25 protein-coding genes and 1 pseudogene are annotated in these 21,864 nt (G+C 70.8%); 16 read left to right on the forward strand and 10 right to left on the reverse strand.

Annotation, left to right across the window (positions count from 1 at the left end; genetic code table 11):
* Positions 1-215: 215 nt before the first annotated feature.
* Together EFK10_RS36245 and EFK10_RS36250 are read left to right on the forward strand one after the other, a co-directional pair.
* Positions 216-557 (forward strand): hypothetical protein, encoded by a 342-nt coding sequence (locus EFK10_RS36245; protein ID WP_127359889.1) that lies wholly within the window; start codon positions 216-218, stop codon positions 555-557.
* 40 nt (positions 558-597) lie between these two features.
* Positions 598-840, forward strand: a complete 243-nt coding sequence (locus EFK10_RS36250) for a hypothetical protein (protein WP_127359890.1) — start codon at positions 598-600, stop codon at positions 838-840.
* A gap of 32 nt (positions 841-872) precedes the next feature.
* Here EFK10_RS36250 and EFK10_RS36255 read toward each other — a convergent pair whose 3' ends face one another.
* Positions 873-2,132 carry an FUSC family protein gene (locus EFK10_RS36255; RefSeq protein WP_164836289.1) on the reverse strand — a complete coding sequence of 420 codons (1,260 nt, stop codon included), beginning with the start codon at positions 2,130-2,132 and terminating at the stop codon, positions 873-875.
* Between the two features lie 632 nt (positions 2,133-2,764).
* Between EFK10_RS36255 and EFK10_RS36260 the strand changes: the two genes are divergently transcribed.
* The 3 genes from EFK10_RS36260 to EFK10_RS36270 are packed head-to-tail and all read left to right on the forward strand — an operon-like array spanning position 2,765 to position 4,661.
* A complete protein-coding gene (locus tag EFK10_RS36260; RefSeq protein WP_127359892.1) occupies positions 2,765-3,178 on the forward strand; it encodes an STAS domain-containing protein in 414 nt (137 codons plus the stop codon).
* A complete protein-coding gene (locus tag EFK10_RS36265) occupies positions 3,175-3,906 on the forward strand; it encodes a GAF domain-containing protein (RefSeq protein ID WP_127359893.1) in 732 nt (243 codons plus the stop codon). Before EFK10_RS36260 ends, EFK10_RS36265 begins: the two co-directional genes overlap by 4 nt.
* A gap of 5 nt (positions 3,907-3,911) precedes the next feature.
* Positions 3,912-4,661: an ANTAR domain-containing protein gene (locus EFK10_RS36270; protein WP_164836290.1), complete on the forward strand. Its 750-nt coding sequence runs from the start codon at positions 3,912-3,914 to the stop codon at positions 4,659-4,661.
* Positions 4,662-4,667: 6 nt separating this feature from the next.
* On the opposite strand, the gene EFK10_RS36275 is transcribed toward EFK10_RS36270, so the two are convergent.
* Both EFK10_RS36275 and EFK10_RS36280 read right to left on the reverse strand, forming a co-directional pair.
* Positions 4,668-5,060: a hypothetical protein gene (locus EFK10_RS36275; protein ID WP_127359895.1), complete on the reverse strand. Its 393-nt coding sequence runs from the start codon at positions 5,058-5,060 to the stop codon at positions 4,668-4,670.
* A gap of 83 nt (positions 5,061-5,143) precedes the next feature.
* On the reverse strand, positions 5,144-5,416 hold the full coding sequence (locus EFK10_RS36280) for an integrase core domain-containing protein (protein WP_127359896.1): 273 nt from the start codon (positions 5,414-5,416) through the stop codon (positions 5,144-5,146).
* A 26-nt stretch (positions 5,417-5,442) separates the two neighbouring features.
* Here EFK10_RS36280 and EFK10_RS36285 point away from each other — a divergent pair, with 26 nt between their 5' ends.
* The 4 genes from EFK10_RS36285 to EFK10_RS36300 all read left to right on the forward strand — a co-directional run bounded on the left by EFK10_RS36285 (position 5,443) and on the right by EFK10_RS36300 (position 7,230).
* On the forward strand, positions 5,443-5,712 hold the full coding sequence (locus tag EFK10_RS36285) for a DUF5372 family protein (protein WP_127359897.1): 270 nt from the start codon (positions 5,443-5,445) through the stop codon (positions 5,710-5,712).
* 175 nt (positions 5,713-5,887) lie between these two features.
* Entirely contained in the window at positions 5,888-6,376 is a 489-nt protein-coding gene (locus EFK10_RS36290) for a helix-turn-helix domain-containing protein (RefSeq protein ID WP_127359898.1), read from the forward strand.
* A gap of 76 nt (positions 6,377-6,452) precedes the next feature.
* Positions 6,453-6,731 carry a hypothetical protein gene (locus EFK10_RS36295; RefSeq protein WP_127359899.1) on the forward strand — a complete coding sequence of 93 codons (279 nt, stop codon included), beginning with the start codon at positions 6,453-6,455 and terminating at the stop codon, positions 6,729-6,731.
* Between the two features lie 118 nt (positions 6,732-6,849).
* Positions 6,850-7,230: a hypothetical protein gene (locus EFK10_RS36300; protein WP_127359900.1), complete on the forward strand. Its 381-nt coding sequence runs from the start codon at positions 6,850-6,852 to the stop codon at positions 7,228-7,230.
* Between the two features lie 234 nt (positions 7,231-7,464).
* Here the strand turns inward: EFK10_RS36300 and EFK10_RS36305 are convergent, their stop codons facing one another.
* Entirely contained in the window at positions 7,465-7,827 is a 363-nt protein-coding gene (locus EFK10_RS36305; protein WP_127359901.1) for a hypothetical protein, read from the reverse strand.
* A gap of 383 nt (positions 7,828-8,210) precedes the next feature.
* Here EFK10_RS36305 and EFK10_RS36310 point away from each other — a divergent pair, with 383 nt between their 5' ends.
* Together EFK10_RS36310 and EFK10_RS48060 are read left to right on the forward strand one after the other, a co-directional pair.
* Positions 8,211-9,515: a PP2C family protein-serine/threonine phosphatase gene (locus EFK10_RS36310; protein WP_240677687.1), complete on the forward strand. Its 1,305-nt coding sequence runs from the start codon at positions 8,211-8,213 to the stop codon at positions 9,513-9,515.
* Between the two features lie 323 nt (positions 9,516-9,838).
* Positions 9,839-10,012, forward strand: coding sequence for a hypothetical protein (locus tag EFK10_RS48060; protein ID WP_164836291.1), 174 nt, complete (start codon positions 9,839-9,841; stop codon positions 10,010-10,012).
* Between the two features lie 444 nt (positions 10,013-10,456).
* Here the strand turns inward: EFK10_RS48060 and EFK10_RS36315 are convergent.
* Positions 10,457-10,642 (reverse strand): annotated as a pseudogene (locus tag EFK10_RS36315) (tyrosine-type recombinase/integrase); the annotation flags it as partial.
* A 556-nt stretch (positions 10,643-11,198) separates the two neighbouring features.
* On the opposite strand from EFK10_RS36315, the gene EFK10_RS36320 reads away from it, so the two are divergent.
* The 5 genes from EFK10_RS36320 to EFK10_RS36340 all read left to right on the forward strand — a co-directional run bounded on the left by EFK10_RS36320 (position 11,199) and on the right by EFK10_RS36340 (position 17,352).
* On the forward strand, positions 11,199-12,539 hold the full coding sequence (locus EFK10_RS36320) for a putative hexosyltransferase (protein WP_127359902.1): 1,341 nt from the start codon (positions 11,199-11,201) through the stop codon (positions 12,537-12,539).
* 439 nt (positions 12,540-12,978) lie between these two features.
* A complete protein-coding gene (locus tag EFK10_RS36325) occupies positions 12,979-14,313 on the forward strand; it encodes a wax ester/triacylglycerol synthase family O-acyltransferase (protein ID WP_127359903.1) in 1,335 nt (444 codons plus the stop codon).
* 67 nt (positions 14,314-14,380) lie between these two features.
* Positions 14,381-15,154: a VOC family protein gene (locus EFK10_RS36330; RefSeq protein ID WP_164836292.1), complete on the forward strand. Its 774-nt coding sequence runs from the start codon at positions 14,381-14,383 to the stop codon at positions 15,152-15,154.
* 144 nt (positions 15,155-15,298) lie between these two features.
* Positions 15,299-16,297 (forward strand): right-handed parallel beta-helix repeat-containing protein, encoded by a 999-nt coding sequence (locus EFK10_RS36335; protein ID WP_240677688.1) that lies wholly within the window; start codon positions 15,299-15,301, stop codon positions 16,295-16,297.
* Positions 16,294-17,352, forward strand: coding sequence for a methyltransferase (locus EFK10_RS36340; protein ID WP_127359906.1), 1,059 nt, complete (start codon positions 16,294-16,296; stop codon positions 17,350-17,352). Before EFK10_RS36335 ends, EFK10_RS36340 begins: the two co-directional genes overlap by 4 nt.
* A 99-nt stretch (positions 17,353-17,451) precedes the next feature.
* Here EFK10_RS36340 and EFK10_RS36345 read toward each other — a convergent pair whose 3' ends face one another.
* From EFK10_RS36345 to EFK10_RS36365, 5 genes are read right to left on the reverse strand one after another with little or no spacing between them, the layout of a single operon-like run.
* Positions 17,452-18,792: an acetyl-CoA carboxylase biotin carboxylase subunit gene (locus EFK10_RS36345; RefSeq protein WP_127359961.1), complete on the reverse strand. Its 1,341-nt coding sequence runs from the start codon at positions 18,790-18,792 to the stop codon at positions 17,452-17,454.
* A 5-nt stretch (positions 18,793-18,797) separates the two neighbouring features.
* On the reverse strand, positions 18,798-19,349 hold the full coding sequence (locus tag EFK10_RS36350) for an acetyl-CoA carboxylase biotin carboxyl carrier protein (RefSeq protein ID WP_127359907.1): 552 nt from the start codon (positions 19,347-19,349) through the stop codon (positions 18,798-18,800).
* Complete coding sequence (gene accD / locus EFK10_RS36355) at positions 19,346-21,220, reverse strand: acetyl-CoA carboxylase, carboxyltransferase subunit beta (protein WP_127359908.1); 1,875 nt, start codon at positions 21,218-21,220, stop codon at positions 19,346-19,348. The genes EFK10_RS36350 and accD overlap by 4 nt, the downstream gene beginning before the upstream one ends.
* The gene (locus EFK10_RS36360; RefSeq protein WP_127359909.1) at positions 21,220-21,600 is read right to left on the reverse strand and encodes a TcmI family type II polyketide cyclase; all 381 of its coding nucleotides are present in this window, start codon (positions 21,598-21,600) and stop codon (positions 21,220-21,222) included. The genes accD and EFK10_RS36360 overlap by 1 nt, the downstream gene beginning before the upstream one ends.
* Positions 21,597-21,857 (reverse strand): acyl carrier protein, encoded by a 261-nt coding sequence (locus EFK10_RS36365; RefSeq protein ID WP_206305733.1) that lies wholly within the window; start codon positions 21,855-21,857, stop codon positions 21,597-21,599. The genes EFK10_RS36360 and EFK10_RS36365 overlap by 4 nt, the downstream gene beginning before the upstream one ends.
* Between the last annotated feature and the right edge of the window lie 7 nt (positions 21,858-21,864).

The raw sequence follows: 21,864 nt of genomic DNA on the forward strand, positions 1-21,864 counted from the left end.
CCCGACCCCACCGCCGGCGAGCCCAAGCCGCGCCCCGCCCGCAAGCGCGCCCCCGCCAAGCCCGACCCCGCGGCCCCCGCCGGCGAGCCCAAGGTCAAGCCCGCCCGGCCCTCCCGCAAGCGCACCACCACCAAGCCCGCCACCTCCTGACCCACCACCACCCGGGCCGCCCACCCCACCAGGTGGGCGGCCCGGCCCACACCGAGAGGACACCCATGGCCACCGAACCCGACACCGATCCCAAGCCCGAACCCAAGCTCACTCCATGCCCCGACTGCGCGGTCCGCCCCGGCCGCCTCCACCTCCACGGCTGCGACGTCGCCCGCTGCGCCGACACCGGCCTGCAGCGCCTCGGCTGCGGCCACGGCGGCATCCGCTGCAACACCGTCTGGACCGGCCTGTGGCCCGGCGACGCCGAGTGCTTCGAGTACGGCTTCCTCATCAAGCCCGGCCCCGACGCCAGCCCCGACCTCGAACCCCTCCCCGACATCAACCGCCTCTACATGGAGTGCGACTGGGACCCCGCCCAACAGCGCATGGTCCGCCGCACCCTCTGACCCACCCACCGACCGGCAGACACGAAACGAGGACAAGACGATGGCGAAGCTGGGCGAACTGAGCATCGAGCAGCTGCTCGACGGCGCCGACAAGGACACGGCCTACCTGGTCGAGCACCTGGACAAGCTGGCGCAGGCGCGCGGGACCAACCCCGACGACATCGAGGAGGTCATCACCCGCGCCTACACGACGCAGATCCGCAGCCAGTTGATCGTGGCCCAGAGCCGACTACGCGAGCAGCACCAGGCCGAGCCGATCGTCCCGCCGGCCGAGCAGCAGTGACAACGTGCTGTCCTCCCCGTCATGACGGCTGGTCATCGTTGGGGTAGCGGGATCCGGTCCGGCTGCGGATGGATGGACTGCCGGTGCGGGCCATGCTCGGGGTCGAGCTCGCGCAGGATCCGGTGCGCCTCGTCGAGCAGGGTGCCGTAGAGCGGCCAAAGCGTCGCGGGGGTGTCGGGCCCCGGGGTGAGGGCACGGGCGGCCTCGGCGTGCCGTTCGTGCGCCCAGTCGATCGCCTCGCACAGCGCCCTGACCGGCTCCTCCAGGTCGGCTCGGCCGGTGTGCACCCGGCCGAAGGCCTCCAGGCAGTCCCCGGTGCGGGCCAGCAGGTGCCCGAGCGGCAGCAGGACCTCCCGCCGACCGGACCGGCCGTCCGCCCCGGACCCCTCGCCCTCCTCCGCTTCCTCCGATGGCGGGCCGGGCAGGACCCGGTCGCCGGCCGCCAGGTCGTACAGCCCGCGGGCCATCGCCTGCACCTGGTCGCAGACATGGCTGAGGCAGAGCACCGCCTCCACCAACGGGGTCGCGGTGATCGCTCGCTTGAGCCGGCGCGGGTTGAGCCGTACCCCCTCGGCGGCGTCGCCCACCTCGGACCTGGCTAGGTCCAGTTCGGCCGCCGCCCGGTGCGACTGCGAGAGCCAGTCCTGGGCCTGTTCCGCGGTCCACTCGCCGGCCAGCCCGGTCGCCATCGAGCGTACGGTCGTGGCCAGCGCGTCGCTGGCGGACCGGACGCTGCGACCCGCCCGCCGCAGGTGGTTCGGGGAGACCAGCAGGTTCACCGCGATGCCCACCCCCGCCCCGATCAGGGTGTCCAGGAACCGGCTCGTGCCGTACGACGCGCCGGAGCCGACCACCAGCAGCACGGTGGTGGGGACCTCGTGCGCCTGGGCGCCGAGTCGGAGCAGCCGGCCCGCGGTCAGGCAGGTCCCGACCGCGCCGCCGACGGTGAGCCAGTTCACGCCGAACTGCTGGAAGAACAGCAGGGCGACCGCCACCCCGATCAGCACGCCGGCGATCTGCCGGCCGGCGTGCCGCAGGGTGCCGTAGATGGTCAGCTGGACGGTGAACAGCGCGGTCAGTGGGGCCAGTACCGGGTGGTGGTCGGAGCCGAGCAGCCAGGAGGCGAGTTGCCAGGAGAGCGCGCATGCCACGGTGACCTTGGCGGTCTGGGCGGTCGGCCTTCCGATGGTGCGCAGGTAACGCCAGGGGTGCCGCAGCACGGCGGTGAGACGGCGGAGCAGTTCGTTCGGGGTGAGGGTCCGTTGTTCGCGCAGGTGATCCTTGGTGGACATCCCTGGTCGTCTGCCCCGGCACGGTGAGGCCATTCGAACATGAGTTCAGCATATCGTCGGTCATGGTTGTTTTGGGCCGGTATCAGCCAGTGAAAGTCTCCGCGGCCATTGGCGTAGCAAATATTCCGCTTCTGGGGTCGTCGCCCAGCCCGGGCTTCACCTCCCACGACGCAGTCGCCCGGATGGTGGGCGTCAGCTCCGCGCGCCGCGGGCGCCCTGGGAGGCCTCCGCGAGAAACTCGCCCGCCGACCGGCGTACCCGTCGTCGCCGACTTTGCGGGTGCCGATTAATCATCCGTCCTGCTCGTGTGCCACGGACGCTTGAGGTATCCAGCACTAGGAATCGATGACCGGGGTATGCGTGGGGGCTATGCTTCGATGGACGTCCCGGACCCCGGCGTGGCAAGCGCGGTTGTAGTGCAGGTGCCTGTGGGGAGCGGACGATTCGTCCGACCGCCTCGGGCACTACCTTCGAGGCGAAGCCGGTTTTCGTTCACAGCCCTGCGCGGGTTGCCGGACCGGTGTGCTTCGCCTGACCTGTCCAGGCGTCCGACCGCAGGGGATGCGTGCCAGGCGGGACCGGGAAGCCGGCCCGCTGGCGCTGCACCAGGTGGTCACAAGAACTGAGGCGCTATGCCTGTTCTGCTCAGCTTGAACCTCTACCGGCACGACCGAGGAAACCACACGACGATCACCCTGGCGGGTGAGCTCGACATGGACACGGCGCCACCGGTGTGCGTGATGATCGAGGACTGTCTGCGAGGCGGAATCCGCACCATCGACATCGACCTGACCCTTTTGACCTTCTGCGATGTCAGCGGCCTCAATACCTTCCTGGCCGCTGCCGAGCGCACGGCCACCGCCGGGGGATTGCTGTGTCTGCACCATCCGTGTCCGATGCTGACCCGTCTCCTGGACCTCACCGGCACCGGCTTCCTCGTGCACGGCCAGCCCCGGGAAGCTGAGCTTCCTCCCCTCACGCACGGCCCCGGCCGTCGTGTCCCAAGCGCTGGCCTCGTGAGCACGGCCCGCGGTGGTCGCGGGTGATCAGTGACCGCATGGTCGGGGTCCTGCGTCTGCTGCAGCTCGACGACTGGTCCGACGGGGTCGCGGACGTCACCGCGGCGGGCGCCGAAGCGTTGGGCGTGGACGGCCTCGCCGTCTCCCTGGTCACCGAGGGCGACCTGACCGAGCTCCTGTGGTGCTCCGACGCCACCACGCGCCACTTCGAGGACCTGCAGCTCACCCTCGGAGAGGGGCCGGGCCTCGACGCGGCACGCACCGGCACCATGGTGTCGGTGCCGGACCTGGCCACCGTCCGCATGGCCCGCTGGCCCGCCCTGGCGATGGAGGCCCCCGATCTGTCGGCCCGCGCGGTGTTCTGCTTCCCGATGGGCATCGGCGCCATCAGGGTCGGCGTCCTGACTGCGGTGCGCCGCACCCCGGGTGCGCTGACCGCCCAGCAGGCCGACGACGCTGTGCTGCTGGCCGACTCGCTCACCGCCCGCTGCCTGGGCAGCGGTGAACCACGCCTGGACGGGCCTTCCCCCGCCGACTCCCCGCACACCCTGCAGCACGCGGTGATCCACCAGGCGACGGGCATGGTGAGCGTCCAGCTCGCCCTGCCCCTGCCCCAAGCTCTGCTGCGGCTGCGGGCCCACGCCTACAGCAGCGGGCATTCCATCACCGACATCTCGCAGGACGTGGTGGACCGCCGGCTGCGGCTGGACCCCAACGGCAACGGCACCCCTCCGCCCACCGTAGACAAGGACTGATCGCCATGACCCGCGAGCAACGCATGACCGAGGTCTTCGTGGAAGTCGCCGACTCCCTGATCGACGACTTCGACCTCATCGACTTCCTTCAGCAGCTCTCGGTGCGCTGCATGGAACTCCTGGACGTGGCGGCGGTCGGCGTGCTGCTGGCCGACCAGCACGACATCCTGCAGACCATGGCAGCCTCCGACGAGCACACCCGGCTGCTGGAGCTCTTCGCCCTGCAGCACGACCAGGGCCCGTGCGTGGACTGCTACAAGAGCGGAGCCGCCCGCACCAACATCAACCTCACCGACCCGAAGGTCACCGCCGCCTGGCCCGCGTTCGCCGCCCGCGCCGCCGAGACCGGATTCGTGGCCACCAACACGCTGCCGCTGCGGCTGCGCGGCCGGGTCATCGGCGTCCTGGCCCTGTTCCAAAGCGACCCCGACCCACTGCGCGACCAGGACATCACCTTGGCCCAGGCCCTGGCGGACGTGGCCACCATCGCCATCCTCCAGCAGCGCACGCTGGCCCACAGCGAGCTGGAACGCGGCCAACTCCAATACGCGCTGACCAGCCGCATCGTCCTGGAACAGGCCAAGGGCATCCTCGCGGAACGCTGGCACGTCTCAGTCGACGAGGCGTTCGCCGCCTTCCGCTCCTACGCCCGCGCCCACCACCACCAGCTCGGCCAGCTGGCCCGCGAAATCGCCAACGGCACGTTCGACACCACCCAGATCCCGCACCAGGCCACCGCGCCACCGCGGCCCTGACCCGCTTCACCCGCAGCGCGGCCGGTCCCGGCCTGCGGAAGCCGGCGCCGCGAACCGGGACTCAGACCCGGCGCCCGGCCGGCAGTTTGCCGAGCACAAACCCGCCTTGTCGAGCACCTGCCGGGCGAGGTCGGCGTCGGCCACGTGCATCAGGGTGCGGATCTCGTCGGCCTTCATGGAGTCGTAACCGGGCCAGGGCTCGCTCCCGCGCAGGTCCGCGATCTTGTTCAGGATCGTGGAACGGCCCGTATGGGCCCGCTCATAGCCCTCGATCGTGGCCAGCTCGACCTGGGCCAGGCGCGGCAGCCGGTAGGTGACGTCGATGCCGGTCAGCTCGCCGTAGCCGGGAATCGGCAGCTCGACCTCCGCTACCTCGGCTCCCTTCAACTCGCTCCACATCCGGTTCACCCTGGCAGCCTGTGGGGTTCCAAAAGTCGTGCGCATGCGCTGACCTGGGCGTCTGTCAGCTTCGCTGGTCTTCCTCACGGGGCGTTGCGGTACTCGTGGATGAGTCCGTTGAGGATGTTGTGGCGCTGGATGCGTTGTGCGGGGAAGGGGATGACGTTTGGGTCATCGCCGGGAGAGCGGAGTTGCAGGGCGCGGTGGGGTCGGCCGGTGTTGTAGTGCTCGGCGTATTCGGCGAGGACGTGCCTCAGGTGTTGTTCGTTGTAGATCAGTAACCGGTCGGCGCACTCGGCCCGGACCGTGCGTATGGCCCTTTCGGCGTGGGCGTTGGACCGAGTCGTCGACTGCACCGGATCGGGTCGCTCCGCCCGGGTTCGTGAGGGTCACGCACCGGTTCCACCCGTGGTTCGGGCGTGAGTTCGCGTTCGTGGACCGGCGTCTGGCCTGGGACGAGGACCGGGTCTCGGTCGTCGGCGAGGACGGGGCGGTGGCCTCGCTGCCTGCGGCGTGGACCGATATCGATCCCGTGGACCCGTTCGTGGTGATGGCAGCCGGACGTTGCCCGTTCCGCATTGCGGATCTGCTGGCCGTCGCGGATCTCCTGGACTCCCTCAAGTCCGGGGCTGTCGGCGGGTTGGCGCCGTGAGCGTCGTCTGATCCACGCCGCCATCGGTGTCCTTCTGATGGTGAGGCGCGCGGGATGAGCCAGCAGGAGCGCATTCCACCTGCTGGTTTGCTCCCGCGCGCCCCGTAAGCAGTCTTGGCGGCAGCCGGTGTCGGCGCGAACCTGGTGACAGGGATTCCGGCAGGGAGGCGACCTGATGGCGACGGCGGCAGCAGACCCGAAGGTGGCGGCGTTGGTGGCGACCAGGTCGCTGAACCCGCACCCGGAGAAGGTGACCGATGCCGTGTTCCTGGCCTCGCGGTTCTGCGACCCCAGAGACGTCGTGCAGGTCAAGTACGAGATGGTGCGCCGGGTCCGCATCGACGGGGTGCCGGTCACCGAAGCCGCGAGAGCGTTCGGTTACTGCCGGCAGGCATTCTATGAGGTCGCCGCCGCCCTGGACACCGGCGGGCCGAGCGCCCTGGCTGCTGGCAAGCCCGGGCCGAAGGGCCCGCGCAAGCTCACCGGCCCGGTGATGGACCGCGTCGAGGACTGGCTGGCCGCCGAGCCGTCCCTGAAATCCCGCGACCTGGCGGCCAGGGTTCAAGAGGAGTTCGGGTTCCCGGTCCATCCGCGTTCCCTCGAGCGGGCCCTGGCCCGGCGGCGTGAGCCGAGCGATCCCGAGGAGCCCATAACCCGTTCCTGAAGCGGCAGTTGCCGCAGGCGTCGAGCAGTACGAGCGGCTCCGTGACGCGGCCGGTGGCCCGCAGCACGGGCTCGCCGTGCTGGTAGCCAAGGGCATGGCCGCGTTCCTGCGCGTCGCCGCCGCCCTGGTCCCAGCCGCTCCGCGGCGACTTCCGCCGCCGTCCGCGCCGTCGGACCTGCCGGGGCCGGTGGAGCCGGAGATCATCCGCGTCTGGTCCCGGATGGTTCTCGCGCATGCCCTTGGCCCGACACGTCCCCCGTCCAGTGCGACGGTACACACCGCGATCATGATGAAGTGGGGCAGTGAGCGGCACGAGATTGCGTCCGAAGCGCACCATCGCGGTACCGGCGTGTAGGCCGAATTTCTTCCGATCATGGAAATGACAGCGGCTAGCGCGAGCAACTGGCCACCAACCATTGGAATCGCGGGCCCCGCCCGGCATGTATGGCGGCAGAACGGCTAGACGTCCTGGTATGGCGGACCCCCTCGTATCCCGGAAAGTCTCCGATCTGGTTGGCGTGCGACCGCAGGTCGACGTCGAGCGGGCGCACGATGCGCTGGAGGCGGTGGCGGCGGCGCCCCAGACGCAGACGCAGTTCTCCCGAGGTGCTTTGACCGGCTACGTGTGGGCGTTGGGCCGCGGCACGTCCGCTCCGGTCACCGGCTCTCACCGTCACGGCACTCCGAACCTGGGGCAACTCACGGGGGAGATCGACGCCAGCGTGATGCAGTTGGCGGACCAGACCCTGCGCACGGTCCCGCGTGACTATGTCCAGGGGGTCCACGATGCCTTGGCCTGGGTCTGCGGATACAGCGATGACCAGCCCTCCGGAGGCTTCACTTCGCCCGCCTGACAAAGGTGCGACGCTCACCGCGTTGAGCCGTAAGACTCCGTAGTGCCTGAGTCGGCGTCGTTTGTGCTGCTGACCATCGTTCCGGCGCTTGTGGAGGTCCTCACCGCGCGGCTGGAACAGGCTTGCACGGTCTAGCCGCGCGCCAAGGACGTCCGGCGCGCGGCGCGCCTGCATGGCGGCGGCCAGGGCGTCGACGAGGCGGGGCTGCTGGGTGCGCATGCGTCCATGACGCAGCTACGGCCGCCACGGTCCCGGAGGCTGTTGCGGCGGGTATCCGTATCCGGGCGGCTGCTGCTGCCCATACGGCGGCTGCGGCGGCCCGTACTGGCCCTGCGGCGGGTAGGCCGTGGGCGGGTACTGCTGCGGCGGGTAGGGCTGCTGCTGCGGGTAGCTCTGGATCACGGTCTTGCGGCCCATGGCGGCGGCGATCGGCCAGCCCGTGATGGCCCAGATCCCGCACGTGAGGATCGTCAGGACGATGTGTAGGCCGTGGTTGGCGCCGCGCTTGACGACCTGTCTCTGCGGCTGTGGTGGTTGGTACATGGCCCCCGGGCGGTTCGCGGTGATCAGTCGCCCCAGGCTGCCCGAGCGGCGCACGCGTGGGAAGGGGCGTGACGGCGTCGTGACGCGGCGAAGCCCCGCCGCTGGGGGGGATGCGGCGGGGCCTCAGGTCGAGTGTGCCTCAGCGGGTGCTGCCGCGCGCGCCCGAGGCGTGTGCCACGGGCACAGCACATCGTCCGAGAGAGCGGCGATAACCGTCATCACGCAGTGCAACCCCCATGATCCATAGCTAGTCGCACGTGAAGCCCGTCACTTGAGAGTTGGGTCATATCAACCTCATTCAAGCATTAGGCATAATCTAGTCAGTTATGTCTGCAAACTGGCGTCTACGAGCCGTCTCCACCTAAAGGACAAAAACATTGGGGCAAGTCAGGGAGCCCAGCGCAAGCCGCAGCACAACCGTTCGGTCGCCCGGGTGGGTGATCGCCGCCCCCAAGGGGCTCTGCCGGCGGATGCAGGAGGAGGGCCGGCCGTTCGAGCTGGCTCTCCTCACTCCGCTGCTGGTGATCGGGCTGATCGCGGTGGCGGCCCTGCTCACCCCCAACCTGCAGTTCTACCGGCTGCTCGGGGCCGCGCCGGCGCTGGCCGCCGCCATGTTCTCCATGGCCGGCACGCTGGGCATCGGACTGCTTGCCCTGACGGTCAGCGTCGCCCTCTCCGCCGCCAACCACGACCTGGGCCGGACACCGGCCAATTTCACCCTGCTCGCGATCACGGCCATCACCCTGGCCGCCACCTACGCAAGCCGGGTACGCCAGCACCGGGAGCACACCCTCGCCCAGGTCCGCGCCGTGGCGGAGACCGCGCAGCAGGTGCTGCTGCGCCCGCCCCCGCAGCACCTCGCGCACATCGACGTCGAGGTGCTCTACCAGGCCGCCGCCGCGCAGGCCCGCATCGGCGGCGACTTCTACGACGCGATGCAGACCCCGCACGGGGTACGGCTGATCATCGGCGACGTGCGCGGCAAGGGACTTCCCGCCGTCGAAGCCGCCTCGGTCATCCTCAGCACGTTCCGGGTACACGTGCATGCCGCGCCCGACCTGCCGTCCCTGGCACGCCAGCTGGAGACCGTCATGAGCCAGTACTGCCTGAACGTCCCCGACGGCGCGGTGGAGCGTTTCGTCACCGTCGTGCTGGTCGAGATCCCCGCCGGGGAACCCATCGCCCGCGTGCTCAACTGCGGGCACCCCGCGCCATTGCTGCTGCACCGCGGCGAAGTGCGCGAGGTGGAACCCAGCGCGCCGTCACCACCGATCAACATGGCCGACCTCCTCGGCGACCACTACCAGGTGGACACCATTCCCTTCGCCACCGGCGACCGCCTGCTGCTGTTCACCGACGGCGTCAGCGAGACCCGCGACCGCACCGGGACCTTCTACCCCCTCACCCAGCGCATCCGCCCATGGGCCTCAGCCCCGCCCCGCCAGCTCCTCGACCACCTCCACCACGACCTGCGCTCCTACGTCCACGGCACCCGCGACGACGACCTCGCCGCCCTGGCCGCCCACCGCGTCACCCCCTGCGACCGGAAACCGGCGGAAGTCGATCGCGCCGTCCCCCGACAGGTGGAGGGGTGGGTGGTGACCACCCAGAACCGGACGACGGGGCAGAACCCTGGTCGGGACCGACAGAGGGGCGGCCGCGGCGAGGGCATCGAGCGATGCGATTTTTCAGAAATCGCCGCTGCCAGGTGTGACACTTCGGGGCCCGGCGGCGCTGAATAGATGGACGCGCTGCTCAGGCAGTGACCGTCCTTCGCCCCGGCCCCCCGACCGTGGGCGAGTTTCTGTCCCGGTCTGGCGTTCCCGTGGGGGGAAATGCCGGTCGGGGCGGGGCCGCATCCTGGTGCGGCACATGGCAGCCCCGGTCGTCCGCCTCCCCCCCCGTGGCGGACGACCGGGGCTTCCCGCTCGCAACCTGCTGCCCGGCCGGCGGTGCGCCCGGCGGTCTGTACGCTGACCGCGTTACTCTCCGTGTGCCTGATGGCCGGGGCGGGGGAAGTTGGGCCTGCGGCCCGTCGGGCTGACTGGTCCGAATCGAGGGTGGTATGCGGGTGCTGGTGGCGGAGTGGTACCGGTTGGACACGGTAATCGGCCGTGGCGGGATGGGCGAGGCCTGGAAGTGGGTGCCGTGCCCGCACGCCTGCGGCTACGTCGGCCAGCCGGAGATCCGCCCGAGCGTCCTGTACGGACTGGTCCCGCAGCTCAGCCCGAGCCGCTAACCTGTGCTCAGCGGCCATGGACGGCCCGCGTAGACGGCCGAAGGCCCCGCCCCCTGATGGGGGGTGGGGCCTTTGTCGCCCCCAAAGGATCTGCGCTGCTCACCGCTTCGACGACCGCAGCTGACCTCGGCCGACTCTCCCGCCCTCGTTCCCACGGGTCAGCGGGGGCCTCCATGGGAACGTCATGGGAACGGAAGGCCGGGTAAAGGTAGGGAACGATCCAACGGGGCCGGAAGGCCGGATCGCTCTGACCAGCCAGAACGGTGAAATCGGGTGAGGATCATCACAGACAGGGGAGACGCTAGTGGCTCTTGTAAAGCGAAGGTCGTCGGTTCGAATCCGACAGGCGGCTCTCTCCCTGAACAGTCGGAACGCCCCGGACCATGATCGGTCCGGGGCGTCTGACACCTACGGATGACATCAACCGGGGCGGTCACCCACGGTTCACCCGCGATCGAGGCGGCGCCTGAGCAGCCGGTCCATATGGCTGATGGCCTCGCGCTGCGTGTCCTGCGCCACGTGGGTGTACGCATCCATGGTGAGGCTGATCTGGCTGTGTCCGAGGATCTCCATCACCACTCGCGGCGCGACCCCGGCCGTGGCCGGCAGCGTTGCGCAGCCGTGTCGGGCGACAGCAATTGGGTTTACATGCATGCAGTAGTTTGGTCATGGTTGCGCCCCGCTCATGGGCCATCCGGATGCCAGTGGACGTAGGAGGCGGTGCGGAGATGGTGGTGCCCCCATCCGGCATCGTCGCGCGGCCTGGCAGCGATGGCCTGTGCTCGTCTCTTCCAGGTGCTGCGGGGAACAGCATCGCCTTACTGCCGGCTCGACCCCGCGGTTGGCGTAGTTCCGGATTCGTCAGGGCCGCAGAGCAGGCCGGCAGTACCACGCGCAAGGCGTTCGCAGCCGTTCGTGCTGCCTCGGAAATCGCACTCCCGGTGTGGCCGAGCGTGATCCCGCTGCGGTCATCTGCGCAACGAGTTCGGCCGTCCCGCCTCGGCGCGTGACTCCCCATCCCCTCGCATGTGACTCAGAGAGCGACCGTGACGACCGACGACCAAGCACCGATCCCCTGCCTCACCCTGACGGCCGTCCGGTGAGAGTCGGGGTCGGTACGCAACGCGGAGATGATCCGGAAAGCACCCAGTCATCACATGTGACGGTCGCCCAACGCACTGGGCCCATGCGGGCGACGACGGCCTCCCCCAGCTCACTGGACTTGGCACTGCTCTACTGGCTGTGCTGCGGCGTGTTCAGCCGTCCGAGGGTTGCCACATCCGTATCGGCGGCCGGCATCGTCCTTCTGGTCCTTGTAGGAGCCAGCGCGCCCAACCTCAACACCCTCGTGGCGCCCGTCCCGTTGCCCCTGCTGAGCCCTATGCCGGCGGTCGCCTCCATCCCATTGACCATTGCCTCCATCGCACTGTCGTGTCTGGGGCTGGCGGGCCTGCTGGAGGCGCACAGCCGAGGCTGGCACCCCAGCCCCCGAAAGCTGTTCGCCGTCGGCGCCGTCACGGTGGCCGTCGTCACCAGCCTGACACCGGTCGGCTCCTCCGATACAGCAAGCTACGCCGCCTATGGCCGGATCGCCGCCCTTGGCGGCGACCCGTACGTGACCACACCCGCGCAACTCGGCGGGGCCTACCTACATCTGGTCAGCCCCTCCTGGCTCCAGACGCCCTCGGTGTACGGGCCGGTCGCGACCTGGATGCAATCGGCTGCCGCCCACATCGGCGGCGGTCGGCCCTGGCTGACCATCTGGCTGCTGATGCTCGCCAACGGTGCGGTGTTTCTTGCCACCGGGTACTTCCTGATGCGCACGGCCGGCGACCCGGTCCGCGCCGGCTTGCTGTGGGTCGCCAATCCCCTGCTGGTTATGGTGCTGGTCGCAGGCGGCCATCTGGACACCGCTGTGGCCGCCCTCGTGGTCTGCGCCGTCCACTACGCCGGCCGCACCACCAGGCCGCGCCACGACCTGATCGTCGGGCTGCTCATCGGGCTGGCCTGCGGCATCAAGATCAGCGCGGCCCTTCCCGGCCTGGCCCTGATGGTGCCATTGGTGCGCGATCGTGCCTGGGGGCGAGTCACCCGACAAGCGCTGACCTGGGCTCTGGTCGTTGCCGGTGGTTACGGACCATACGGGCTGCACGCACTCGCCCCACTCTCGGCAGCCTCCCATCTGATCTCCGTGCCCTCACTGTGGATCCCCTTCCAGCAAGTCAGTCAGACCGCCCTCGGCCAAGCCGCAACCAACACCGCCATCAGCATCATCTGGCCCATCCTGACGCTCGCCCTGTTCTGGCTGATCCACCACCGGATCTCCCCACAAACCCCGCTGACCATGACGGCACCGTTCGCGGTCACCCTCGCCTGGATCCTGGCGGCCCCCTGGTCGATGCCCTGGTACTCAGCCGCCGCCTGGGCCACGGCAGCACTACTGCCTAAATGTCCCCCAGTCCGGTGGCTGATACTGACAACGACCGCCCTGGCGCTCGTCCACAACAGCGGCGGCCGCGGCTGGTGACGGCAAAACCAAAACCACTGCCAACGGCCTGAACCCCACAACCGGACAAGCCGCCCGATCACAGAGAGCGGGGGCTGAACGGGCGGCCTCGTGCTCAGCCGGCTGGTGGCAGTGCGCCGACCCCGGGGACCTGCGCCTCCGCTCGCAAGGCCCAGCCATCGACAAGGACCTCGTCTACCCGGGCTACGGACGGCCGAGAAATCGGCCGAGCAGGACGCCGAGTTGGGCCAGCCAGTGATCCAGTTCCTGCGGATGCTGGGCGGTTACCCGGCAGGCGCGGGTCCAGCCGCCGACCAAGCTGAGGGGCCCCGGCGTGCCAGGGGCCGCCACGGGTCCCGAAGGTTTCGTGCACCTTTCGGGCAGTTTACGTACTCCTTGGTAACGGTACGTAATGGCGAGCGTGCTTGACCGTAGCGGTCCGCAACCAGTTCACTGATGCATGGCCAATGAGCAGCTGAGCCCACTTGATCTTGCGTTCTGGCATGCGGAGTCGCCGGACCATCCGCTGCATCTGGCTGCGCTGGCGGTGCTGGCTCCTGTGGGTGGGGTGGGGGCGCGGGAGGTGGCGGAGCTGCTGGCGGGGCGGGCGGCGGGGGTGTCGCGGATGCGGATGAGGGTGCGGGATGTGTGGATGCCGCCGGGTGGGGCGGCGTGGGTGCAGGACGATCACTTCGAGGTGCGGCGGCATGTGTATCTGCACCGGGATTCGCCGGAGCTGCTGGGTGAGCTGATGGAGCGTCCGCTGCGGCGGGGGCGGCCGCCGTGGGAGATCCATGTGATCGAGGGGGCGACGGAGGACGCGCCCTTCTCCGTACTGCTGAAGATCCATCACGCGCTGGCCGACGGGCTGCGGGCGGTGTCGCTGGGGGCGGTGCTGTTCGACGAAAGCCCGAGCCTGTCGCGGCTGACGGCGCCGCGGACGGGGCGGAAGGGTGGCGAGGCGCCGGCGATCCCGGTGCAGGATCTGTGGTGGCTGGCGGGAGCGGTGCGGTCGCGGGTCGGGGCCGCGGTGGGGGAGGCCGGGCAGGCGCTGGGGATCGGGGTGTCGTTGGCACGGGCGTCGCTGGGGGCGCGTACGGTGCCGGCGCTGGCGGCGCCGTCCAGCGGGTCGCGGCAGTTGGCGACCGCCGTGCTGGAGCTGGACGCCATCCAGCGGATCCGCAAGACGGCCGGGGGCACGGTCAACGACGTGCTCATCGCGATGGTGGCCGGCATGCTGCGGCGCTGGATGAGCGAGCGCGGGGAGGACGTGACCCGGGTCGCGCCCCGCGCGCTGGTGCCGGTGGCCCGGCGCCGCTCCGACGGGCGGCGGGCGGCGGGGAACCAGCTGTCGGGCTACCTGGCGGAGCTGCCGGTGGCGGAGCCCGACCCGCTGGCGCGGCTGTGCGCCGTACGGAAGGTGATGGACCGTAACAAGGAGGCCGGCCCGGGGCGTGGCGCGGGCGCGGTGGCCCTGCTGACCGACTACATGCTGCCGATGGCCAGCCGGCTGGGCGCGCCGCTGGCCGGGCACGCGGTGCGGCTGCTCTTCGACATCCTGGTGACCAGCGTCCCCGTGCCGGACCTGGGCTTCACGGTGGGCGGCTGCCCGCTGCTGGAGGTGTATCCGCTCGCCCCGCTGGCCCGGGGGCAGTCGCTGGCGGTGGCCATGACCACGTACCGGGGCCGGGTCCACCTCGGGCTGGTCGGCGACGGCCAGGCCGCCGCTGACCTGGGACGGCTGGCGGAGGCGGCGCACGCCGAGCTGGCGGAGATGGGCGCAGCGGTTGCCTGAGCGGGGCGCCGGGTCAAGGCTGGCCGTAGGGGCCGTACGCACCCTCTGGAGGGTGATCATGGCGGAGATGACCGGATACAGGGACGGCGTGCCCTGCTGGGTGGACCTGGGCACCCCGGACGTGGGCCGGGCCAAGGACTTCTACGCCGCGCTCTTCGGCTGGGACTACGTCGACACCGGTGAGGAGAGCGGCCACTACCAACTGGCCATCCTCAAGGGGAAGACGGTCGGCGGGATCATGGAGCAGCAACCCGACTGGCCCGCGCAGAGCGCCTGGATGACGTATCTGTGGACCGACGACGCCGACGGGACGGCGCAGAAGATCCTGGACGCGGGCGGCGCCCTCCTCATGGAACCGATGGACGTCATGGACCAGGGCCGGATGGCCATCGCCAACGACCCGGCCGGCGCGATGTTCGGGCTGTGGCAGGGCCGAGGCCACCTGGGCTCGGGCCTGGCGAACGAGCCCGGCGCCTTCACCTGGAACGACAACCTCTCGACGGATCCCCTCGCCGCGCGGGAGTTCTACGGACACGTCTTCGGCTACGAGTACGAGGTCGTGGCCGACCCCTCCGACCCGTCGAGCGAATACGCGATGATCAAAGTCGACGGCCGCCCGGTCGGCGGTATCGCCGGCCAGCCGTCATACATCCCCGCGGGCACCCCCTCGTACTGGAACACCTACTTCTCGGTGGACGACGCGGACGGGGCGGCGCGCAAGGCTGAACAGGGCGGCGGCGCCGTGGTGGTGCCGGCAGCACCCGCGCCGTACGGGCGGCAGGCCGTGGTCCGGGACGACTCGGGAGCACTCATGGTGCTGGTCGCGAGTGGCGAGGGCTGAAGATCACACTTAGCGTCCTTTTCGGCGGCTCTGTGATCAATTCGTAGCCTCGGTATGCCGCCGGAAGGCAGGTGCGGCATGCCACCACGATGGGCGGGCCCAGTCGCGGCCACCGTTGTTCTGGGTCTGGTCAACGTCGTCCCCATGGCCGCTCATGCGGCGGATCGGATCGTCGTACGGCCGGGGGAGTCCATCCAGGCGGCGGTTGACCGGGCGAAACCCGGGGACGTCGTCTCCGTGGAACCCGGCGTCTACCGGGGCAGCGTCCAGGTGACGGTGCCCCGGTTGACGTTGACGGGCTCCGGGCCGGGGACAGTTATCGCGCCGAGCGCGGCCGGCACCGAGAACGCGTGCGCGGTGGCCGGGCATGGCCTCTGCGTCACCGGGACGGCTGATCACGAGGCGAGCGATGTACGGCTGCGGGAGTTCAGCGTCGTCGGCTTCAAGAAGAACGGCGTCAACGCCACCTGGGCCGACCGCATCGAGGTCCGGCAAGTGACCGCCCGCGACAACGGCCAACAGGGCATCAGTCTGGAGAAGTCCGTACACGGCACCTTCCGGAACAATGATTCCGAGAACAACGGCGAGTCGGGCATCCTCCTCGCCAACACCGTCGACAGCGAGGGCGGCGCCCTCGATACCCAGGGCGCCGTCGTACGGGACAACCGCCTGACCGGCAACCGGGTCGGCGTCGTCCTGCGCCGGGTACGGAACATGGTCGTCGAGAACAACCGGATCACCGACAACTGCGGTGGCGTGTTCGTCGTGGGCGACGAAGGCGTCCCCCGGGCGGGCTCGCTCACGGTCCGGGGAAACCTGGTCGCCGAGAACAACAAGTACTGCAAGCCCAACGGCCGCCTGCCCTTCATCCAGGGCGTCGGCATCCTCCTCACCGGCGCCGAGAACACCCTCGTGACGGGCAACCAGGTGCTCGGCAACGCCGGGACCTCGCCCATGTCCGGCGGCGTCGTCCTCTTCCGCAGCAACGTCGGGGTCGCCAACTCCGGCAACACCATCCGCCAGAACATCGTCCAGGGCAACGCCCCGGCCGACCTGGCCGACCGCGACACCGGCGCCGGCAACACCTTCAGCGGCAACTCCTGCCGCGCCTCCGAACCGACAGGGCGGTGCGCGGCGCTATGACCGATACCGCTGCTCCCCGGCAGGGCGCCCCGGCCGCCGCCGCTCCGGGCGCCCAGGGCGCCATGCGGCTCCGCGAGCTGGTCTTCGGGGCCGCCTGCGCCGCCGCCGTACGTGCCATCGCCCGGCTCGGCGTCGCCGACGCCCTCGGCGAGGCCCCGGCCACGCCCGACGAGCTGGCCGCCGCCGTGCACACCGAGCCCCGGCCGCTGGCGCGGCTGCTCCGGGCCCTCTCCTCGTACGGCGTCTTCGAGGAACTGCCCGACGGCCGCTTCGCCCATACGGACATGTCGCGCATGCTCCGCGTCGACGCCCCCAACAGCCTCCACTACATCGCCCTCTGGTGCACCGAGCCCTGGACCTGGCAGGCCTGGCCCCGACTGGACGAGGCGGTGCGCTCGGGGCGCAACATCTTCCGCGAGCTGTACGGCAAGGAGTTCTTCGACTACCTCCACGACGACGCCGGGGACAGCGCCCACATCTTCGACCGGGCGATGACCCATTCCAGCCGCCAGTCGGCCGAGGACATCGCGGAGCTGCTCGACCTGACCGGCGTCGGCGAAGTCGCCGACATCGGCGGCGGCCAGGGCCACGTCCTCGCCGCGCTCCTCGAACGTCACCCCGGCGTCCGCGGCACCCTCCTCGACCTCCCCAAGGTCGTCGCCGGCGCCGACCCCCGCCTCCGGGACGGCGGCGCCCTGTCCGGGCGGGTGCGGCTCCTGCCGGGTGACTGCCGGGAGGCGATTCCGGTGCGGGCCGACATGTACATCATCAAGAACATCCTGGAGTGGGACGACGAGAGCACGCGGTGCACCCTCCGAAACGCCGTGGCGGCGGCCGGGCCGGGTGCGCGGGTCATCGTCATCGAGAACCTTGTCGACGACACGCCGTCGATGCGGTTCACGACCTCGATGGACTTGATGCTTCTTCTCAACGTCGGCGGTCAGAAGCACACCCGCGACAGCCTGGGCGGGCTCATGGCCGAGGCCGGCCTTCGGGTCGACGCCGTCACCCCGGTCAACGCCTACCTCCACGCCTTCCACTCCGTGGTGGGCTGAGGGCGGTTCCGTTTCCCACCCCGTCCCTGGACCCCTTCCCGCCGGGTTGGGGGTAGGCCGCTTGCCTGAGGCGAGCGGTCTACCCCCAACCCGGCGGCGTCAGAGTTCGCCGACGAGCCCCGTCGTGTGTGCCGCCGCCCGGAACGCAGGATGCGCCAGCACCGTGCGGAGGAAGTCGGCAGTGGTGTGGACGCCGTCGCCCGCGACGCGGAATTCGGCGAGGGCGCGGTCGGCCCGGGCGAGGGCGCGGTCGCGGTTGGGGGCCCAGACGCAGATTTTGGCGAGGAGGGAGTCGTAGTCGGGGCCGATGCGCCAGCCGGGGAAGGCGTGGGTGTCGACGCGGACGAAGGGGCCGCCGGGAGGGGTGAATTCGGTGAGGAGGCCGGGGGTGGGGGCGAAGTCGCGGGCGGGGTCTTCCGCGTTGAGGCGGCATTCGATGGCGACGCCGCGGGGGGTGATGTCGGATTGGCCGAAGGCGAGGGGGAGGCCGGCGGCGATGAGGATCTGCTCGCGGACGAGGTCGATGCCGGTGACGAGTTCGGTGACCGGGTGCTCGACCTGGAGGCGGCAGTTGACCTCCATGAGGTAGAAGTCGTGGTCGGGGGTCAGGACGAACTCGAAGGTGCCGGCACCTTCGTAGCCGACCGCGAGCGCGCCCCGCACCGCGGCCTCGCACATGGCGGCGCGCAGGCGTGGCGGGAGCGAGGGCGCCGGGGACTCCTCGATGAGCTTTTGGTGGCGGCGCTGGACGGAGCAGTCGCGTTCGCCGAGGTGGAGGGCGGTGCCGTGCCGGTCGCAGAGGATCTGGACCTCGACGTGGCGGGCGTGGTCGACGTACCGCTCAAGGTAGAGGCGGTCGTCCCCGAAGACGGCGCGGGCGTGGGCGCGGGTGTCGGCGTAGGCGGTGAGGAGTTGGTCGGGGTCGCGTACGACGGCCATGCCGCGACCGCCGCCACCGGCGACGGCCTTGAGGATGACGGGGTAACCGGCCTGCTGGGCGGCCTCCTTGGCGTCGGCGGGGGAGGCGAGCGGGCCGTTCGTGCCGGGGAGTACGGGTAGGCCGGCTTCGGCCATGAGGGCGCGGCAGGCGGCCTTGTCGCCGAGGCGGCTGATGACGTCGGGCGGCGGACCGATGAAGGTGAGGCCGTTGTCGGCGCAGATCTCGGCGAAGTCGGGGTCCTCGGAGAGGAAGCCGTAGCCGGGGTGGACGGCCTGGGCGCCGGTGCGGTGGGCGGCTTCGATGATGGCGGGAATGTTGAGATAGCTGGCCTTGGCCGGGGGCGGCCCGATGTGGACGGCCTCGTCGGCCAGGCGTACGACGGCGGAGTCGCGGTCCGCGGTGGAGTGGACGGCCACCGTGCGGATACCGAGCTCGTGGCAGGCGCGGGCGACGCGGAGGGCGATTTCGCCACGGTTGGCGATCAGGACGGTGGAGAACACGGCGGTCATCCCTCCTCGACCGGCTCCAGGGCAAGCAGCCGCTGCTGGTATTCGACGGAATGCGCGTCCGGGACGAGGATCTCCACGACCCGGCCCGCCGCGTCGGCCTCCACCGTGCTCATCATCTTCATGACCTCCAGTACGCCGACGGGCTGGCCGGGACGGACCAGGTCGCCCACGGCGACGTACGGCGGCGCGTCGGGCTCGGGGGAGTGGTAGAAGGTGCCGACAGTGGGGGCGCAGAGGTAGTGCGTGCCCCGGGGGGTCTGCGCTTCCTGCGCCGAGTGCGCCTGCTGTGCGCCGGGGTCGGCGGCGGATTGTGCGGCGGGTTGCGGTGCAGCCTCGGCCGACTCGGAAGGCCACTCGACCTCGACGGAGGTCTGGCCGTACTGGAGCCGGATCCGCTGCGGCGGCTTCGGCACGGCCCTGGCGAGCTCGGTCGCGCTGCGGCAAACCGAGTCCAGGACGGCCTGCGCGGGCGGTGGGGCGGAGCGGCTTTCGCCGTTGAGCCCCTTGGCGGGGCTGTGGTCCGTCTTCTTGTCGCTGTTGAGTGTCACGGTGCTTCCTCTTCCAGTCCGAAGCGGTGGAAACGGTCCCGGCGGTCGCGCAGCAGCTGATCGGGCTCGTACGGGAGCAGGTCTTCGAAGGCCGCGGTGACGGCTTCGCCGAGGAGCGCGGCGGCTGCGGTGTGGTCCTGGTGGGCGCCGCCGGGCGGTTCGGGGACGCTGCCGTCGACGATGCCGAGGCGGGAGAGGTCGCGGGCGTCGAGACGGAGCGCCGCGGCGGCGGCGGGGGCGGCGGCGGGGTCCTTCCACAGGATGGCGGCGCAGCCTTCGGGGCTGATGACCGAGTAGACGCCGTTCTCGCTGACCAGGACCCGGTCGGCGACTGCCAGGGCGAGGGCGCCGCCGCTGCCGCCCTCGCCGGTGATCACCGCCACGATCGGCACGGGGAGGCGGGACATCAGCCGCAGGTTCTCCGCGATGGCGAAGGCCTGGCCCCCGCTTTCCGCGTCCGGGCCGGGGTTGGCGCCGGGTGTGTCGATCAGCGTCAGCACCGGCAGGCCGAGCTTGGCGGCCAGCCGCATCAGCCTCGCCGCTTTGCGGTATCCCGGCGGCGTCGCCATCCCGAAGTGATGCGCCTGGCGCGCGGGGAGGCCGGGGCCGCCCTTGTGGTGGCCGACCAGCATGAGCGGGCGCCCGGCGAGGCGGCCGGGACCGCCGATTATTGCTGGGCAGTCGGCGGTGAGGCGGTCGCCGTGCAGGGGCTGGAAGTCGTCCAGCAGGAGGGCGGCGTAGTCCGCGGCGGTGGGCCGGTGCGGGTGCCGGGCGAGGCGCACGGTCGCCCAGGCGGCGGAGCCGTCTGCGCCCTCGGGCCGGTGTGTGGTTTCGGGTGCCCCCATCTCGCTTCGCTCGCCTTGCGGAACGTTCTCCCACAACCCGGTGGAACCAGCCCGTCCGGCGTTTGAGGACTGGGGGCACCTCCCAGCCGCCAGGCTGGGGGAGGGTCTGGGGTGGGGCCCCAGCGGGTCCGGGTGGGGGAACCTCCCAAACGAAGGTTTGGGGGAGAGCCCGGTTTCGGGAAGGGGCGGGGTGGGGGAATCAACCGCCCGCAGCAACCTGCCCAGGGTCGCTCGCAGCGCCGGGCGGGGCACTACGTCGTCGATGAGGCCGTGGGCGAGGAGGAATTCGGCGGTTTGGAAGCCCTCGGGGAGGGATTGGCCGGTGGTTTGTTGGATGACGCGGGGGCCGGCGAAGCCGAGGCGGGCGGAGGGCTCGGCGAGGATGACGTCGGGGAGGGTGGCGTAGGAGGCGGCGACGCCGCCGTAGGTGGGGTCGGTGATGAGGGAGAGGGTGAGGATGCCGGCCTCGTCGAGTTCGGCGAGGGCTTGGGCGGTCTTGGCCATCTGCATGAGGGAGAGGGCGCCCTCCTGCATGCGGGCGCCGCCCGAGGCGGTGACCAGGAGCAGGGGGACCCGCAGGCGGAGGGCGGTGTGGGCGGCTTCCGTGATGTGGGCGCCGACCGCGCAGCCGAGGCTGCCGCCGAGGAAGCGGAAGTCCATCGCGGCGACGACGAGGGGCCGTTCCTCGATGGTGCCGCGGACGCAGAGGACGGCCTCGTCGAGCCCGGTGGCGGCGCGGGCGGCGCGGAGCCGGTCGGGGTACGGCTGGGTGTCGGTGAAGCCGAGCGGATCGTGCAACGCCCGTACGCCGCCCCCCGTGTCCAGGGCGACGGCCGAGCCGGGGTCGAGGAGCCGGTCGAGGCGCTGCCGGGCGGTGAGGCGGCCGTGGGCGCCGCATTCGGGGCAGACGTGGAGGGCCCGGGCGAGGCGCTTGCCGTAGACGAGGGCGGCGCAGCGCTCGCACCGGACCCAGGGAGGCTCTTCGGACTCCGGTGGGGGCGGCGGGCGTTCGTCGGTGATCGCCATCAGCGGTCCCCGTCCGACTCCCGCTCCCAGCGGTAGAACTCCACCGCCATCGCGTCCTTGGGTTCGCTCCAGGTCAGGGGGTCGTACGGCTGGACGAAGGCGGCGAGGCGATCGCTGATGTCGCGGAAGTCGGGGTGGCCCTTGTGGCGGGCGACTTCGGGGCCCGGCGGGTGGTCGGCCTCGACCAGGTGCAGATAGAGGTCGTCGCCGAAGTGGAAGAGGCTGCGGCCCCGGACCCCGATGAGGCCGGGGAGGTCGCCGCGGTCGGAGGCGGCGAAGATCTCCGCGATGTCGGCGGCGGAGTCGGGCTTCATACGGGCGACGATGAGCGTGCGGTAGGCGCGGTGCACGCGTGGGCTGCTGTGGGTCTCGTCGATCATATGACACCTGCCTTCAGCGAGCCGTTGACGACTTCCATGAAGGAGCCGGGGGTCTTGCAGGAGTCGGCCTCGCCGGTGATGGCCACCCCGCGGCGGTTCTCCAGTTCGCCGACGATGCCGAGCAGGCCGAGCGAGTCGAGGCCGTACTCGGCGAAGGGGGTGTCGGGGGAGGCGGTGAGGTGCTGGGGGTCGACGGTGATGCCGGCGCTGGACTTCATGAGTGAGGCCAGTTCGTCGTAGGTCAGTGCCTGGATGATCTGATCG

This window comes from Streptomyces soli, assembly GCF_003999195.1.
GTDB lineage: Bacteria > Actinomycetota > Actinomycetes > Streptomycetales > Streptomycetaceae > Actinacidiphila > Actinacidiphila soli.

Excerpts from the sequence above, each read along its gene's own strand:
- EFK10_RS36325 (WP_127359903.1), top strand. The coding sequence starts at position 12,979 with ATGGCCAATGAGCAGCTGAGCCCACTTGATCTTGCGTTCTGGCATGCG.
- EFK10_RS36330 (WP_164836292.1), top strand. The coding sequence starts at position 14,381 with ATGACCGGATACAGGGACGGCGTGCCCTGCTGGGTGGACCTGGGCACC.
- EFK10_RS36245 (WP_127359889.1), top strand. The coding sequence starts at position 216 with ATGGCCACCGAACCCGACACCGATCCCAAGCCCGAACCCAAGCTCACT.
- EFK10_RS36260 (WP_127359892.1), top strand. The coding sequence starts at position 2,765 with ATGCCTGTTCTGCTCAGCTTGAACCTCTACCGGCACGACCGAGGAAAC.
- EFK10_RS36320 (WP_127359902.1), top strand. The coding sequence starts at position 11,199 with ATGCGGGCGACGACGGCCTCCCCCAGCTCACTGGACTTGGCACTGCTC.
- accD (WP_127359908.1), bottom strand. The coding sequence starts at position 21,220 with ATGGCGATCACCGACGAACGCCCGCCGCCCCCACCGGAGTCCGAAGAG.
- EFK10_RS36335 (WP_240677688.1), top strand. The coding sequence starts at position 15,299 with ATGGCCGCTCATGCGGCGGATCGGATCGTCGTACGGCCGGGGGAGTCC.
- EFK10_RS36300 (WP_127359900.1), top strand. The coding sequence starts at position 6,850 with ATGGCGGACCCCCTCGTATCCCGGAAAGTCTCCGATCTGGTTGGCGTG.
- EFK10_RS36275 (WP_127359895.1), bottom strand. The coding sequence starts at position 5,060 with ATGTGGAGCGAGTTGAAGGGAGCCGAGGTAGCGGAGGTCGAGCTGCCG.
- EFK10_RS36270 (WP_164836290.1), top strand. The coding sequence starts at position 3,912 with ATGACCCGCGAGCAACGCATGACCGAGGTCTTCGTGGAAGTCGCCGAC.
- EFK10_RS36290 (WP_127359898.1), top strand. The coding sequence starts at position 5,888 with ATGGCGACGGCGGCAGCAGACCCGAAGGTGGCGGCGTTGGTGGCGACC.
- EFK10_RS48060 (WP_164836291.1), top strand. The coding sequence starts at position 9,839 with ATGCGGGTGCTGGTGGCGGAGTGGTACCGGTTGGACACGGTAATCGGC.
- EFK10_RS36255 (WP_164836289.1), bottom strand. The coding sequence starts at position 2,132 with ATGTCCACCAAGGATCACCTGCGCGAACAACGGACCCTCACCCCGAAC.
- EFK10_RS36360 (WP_127359909.1), bottom strand. The coding sequence starts at position 21,600 with ATGATCGACGAGACCCACAGCAGCCCACGCGTGCACCGCGCCTACCGC.
- EFK10_RS36340 (WP_127359906.1), top strand. The coding sequence starts at position 16,294 with ATGACCGATACCGCTGCTCCCCGGCAGGGCGCCCCGGCCGCCGCCGCT.
- EFK10_RS36250 (WP_127359890.1), top strand. The coding sequence starts at position 598 with ATGGCGAAGCTGGGCGAACTGAGCATCGAGCAGCTGCTCGACGGCGCC.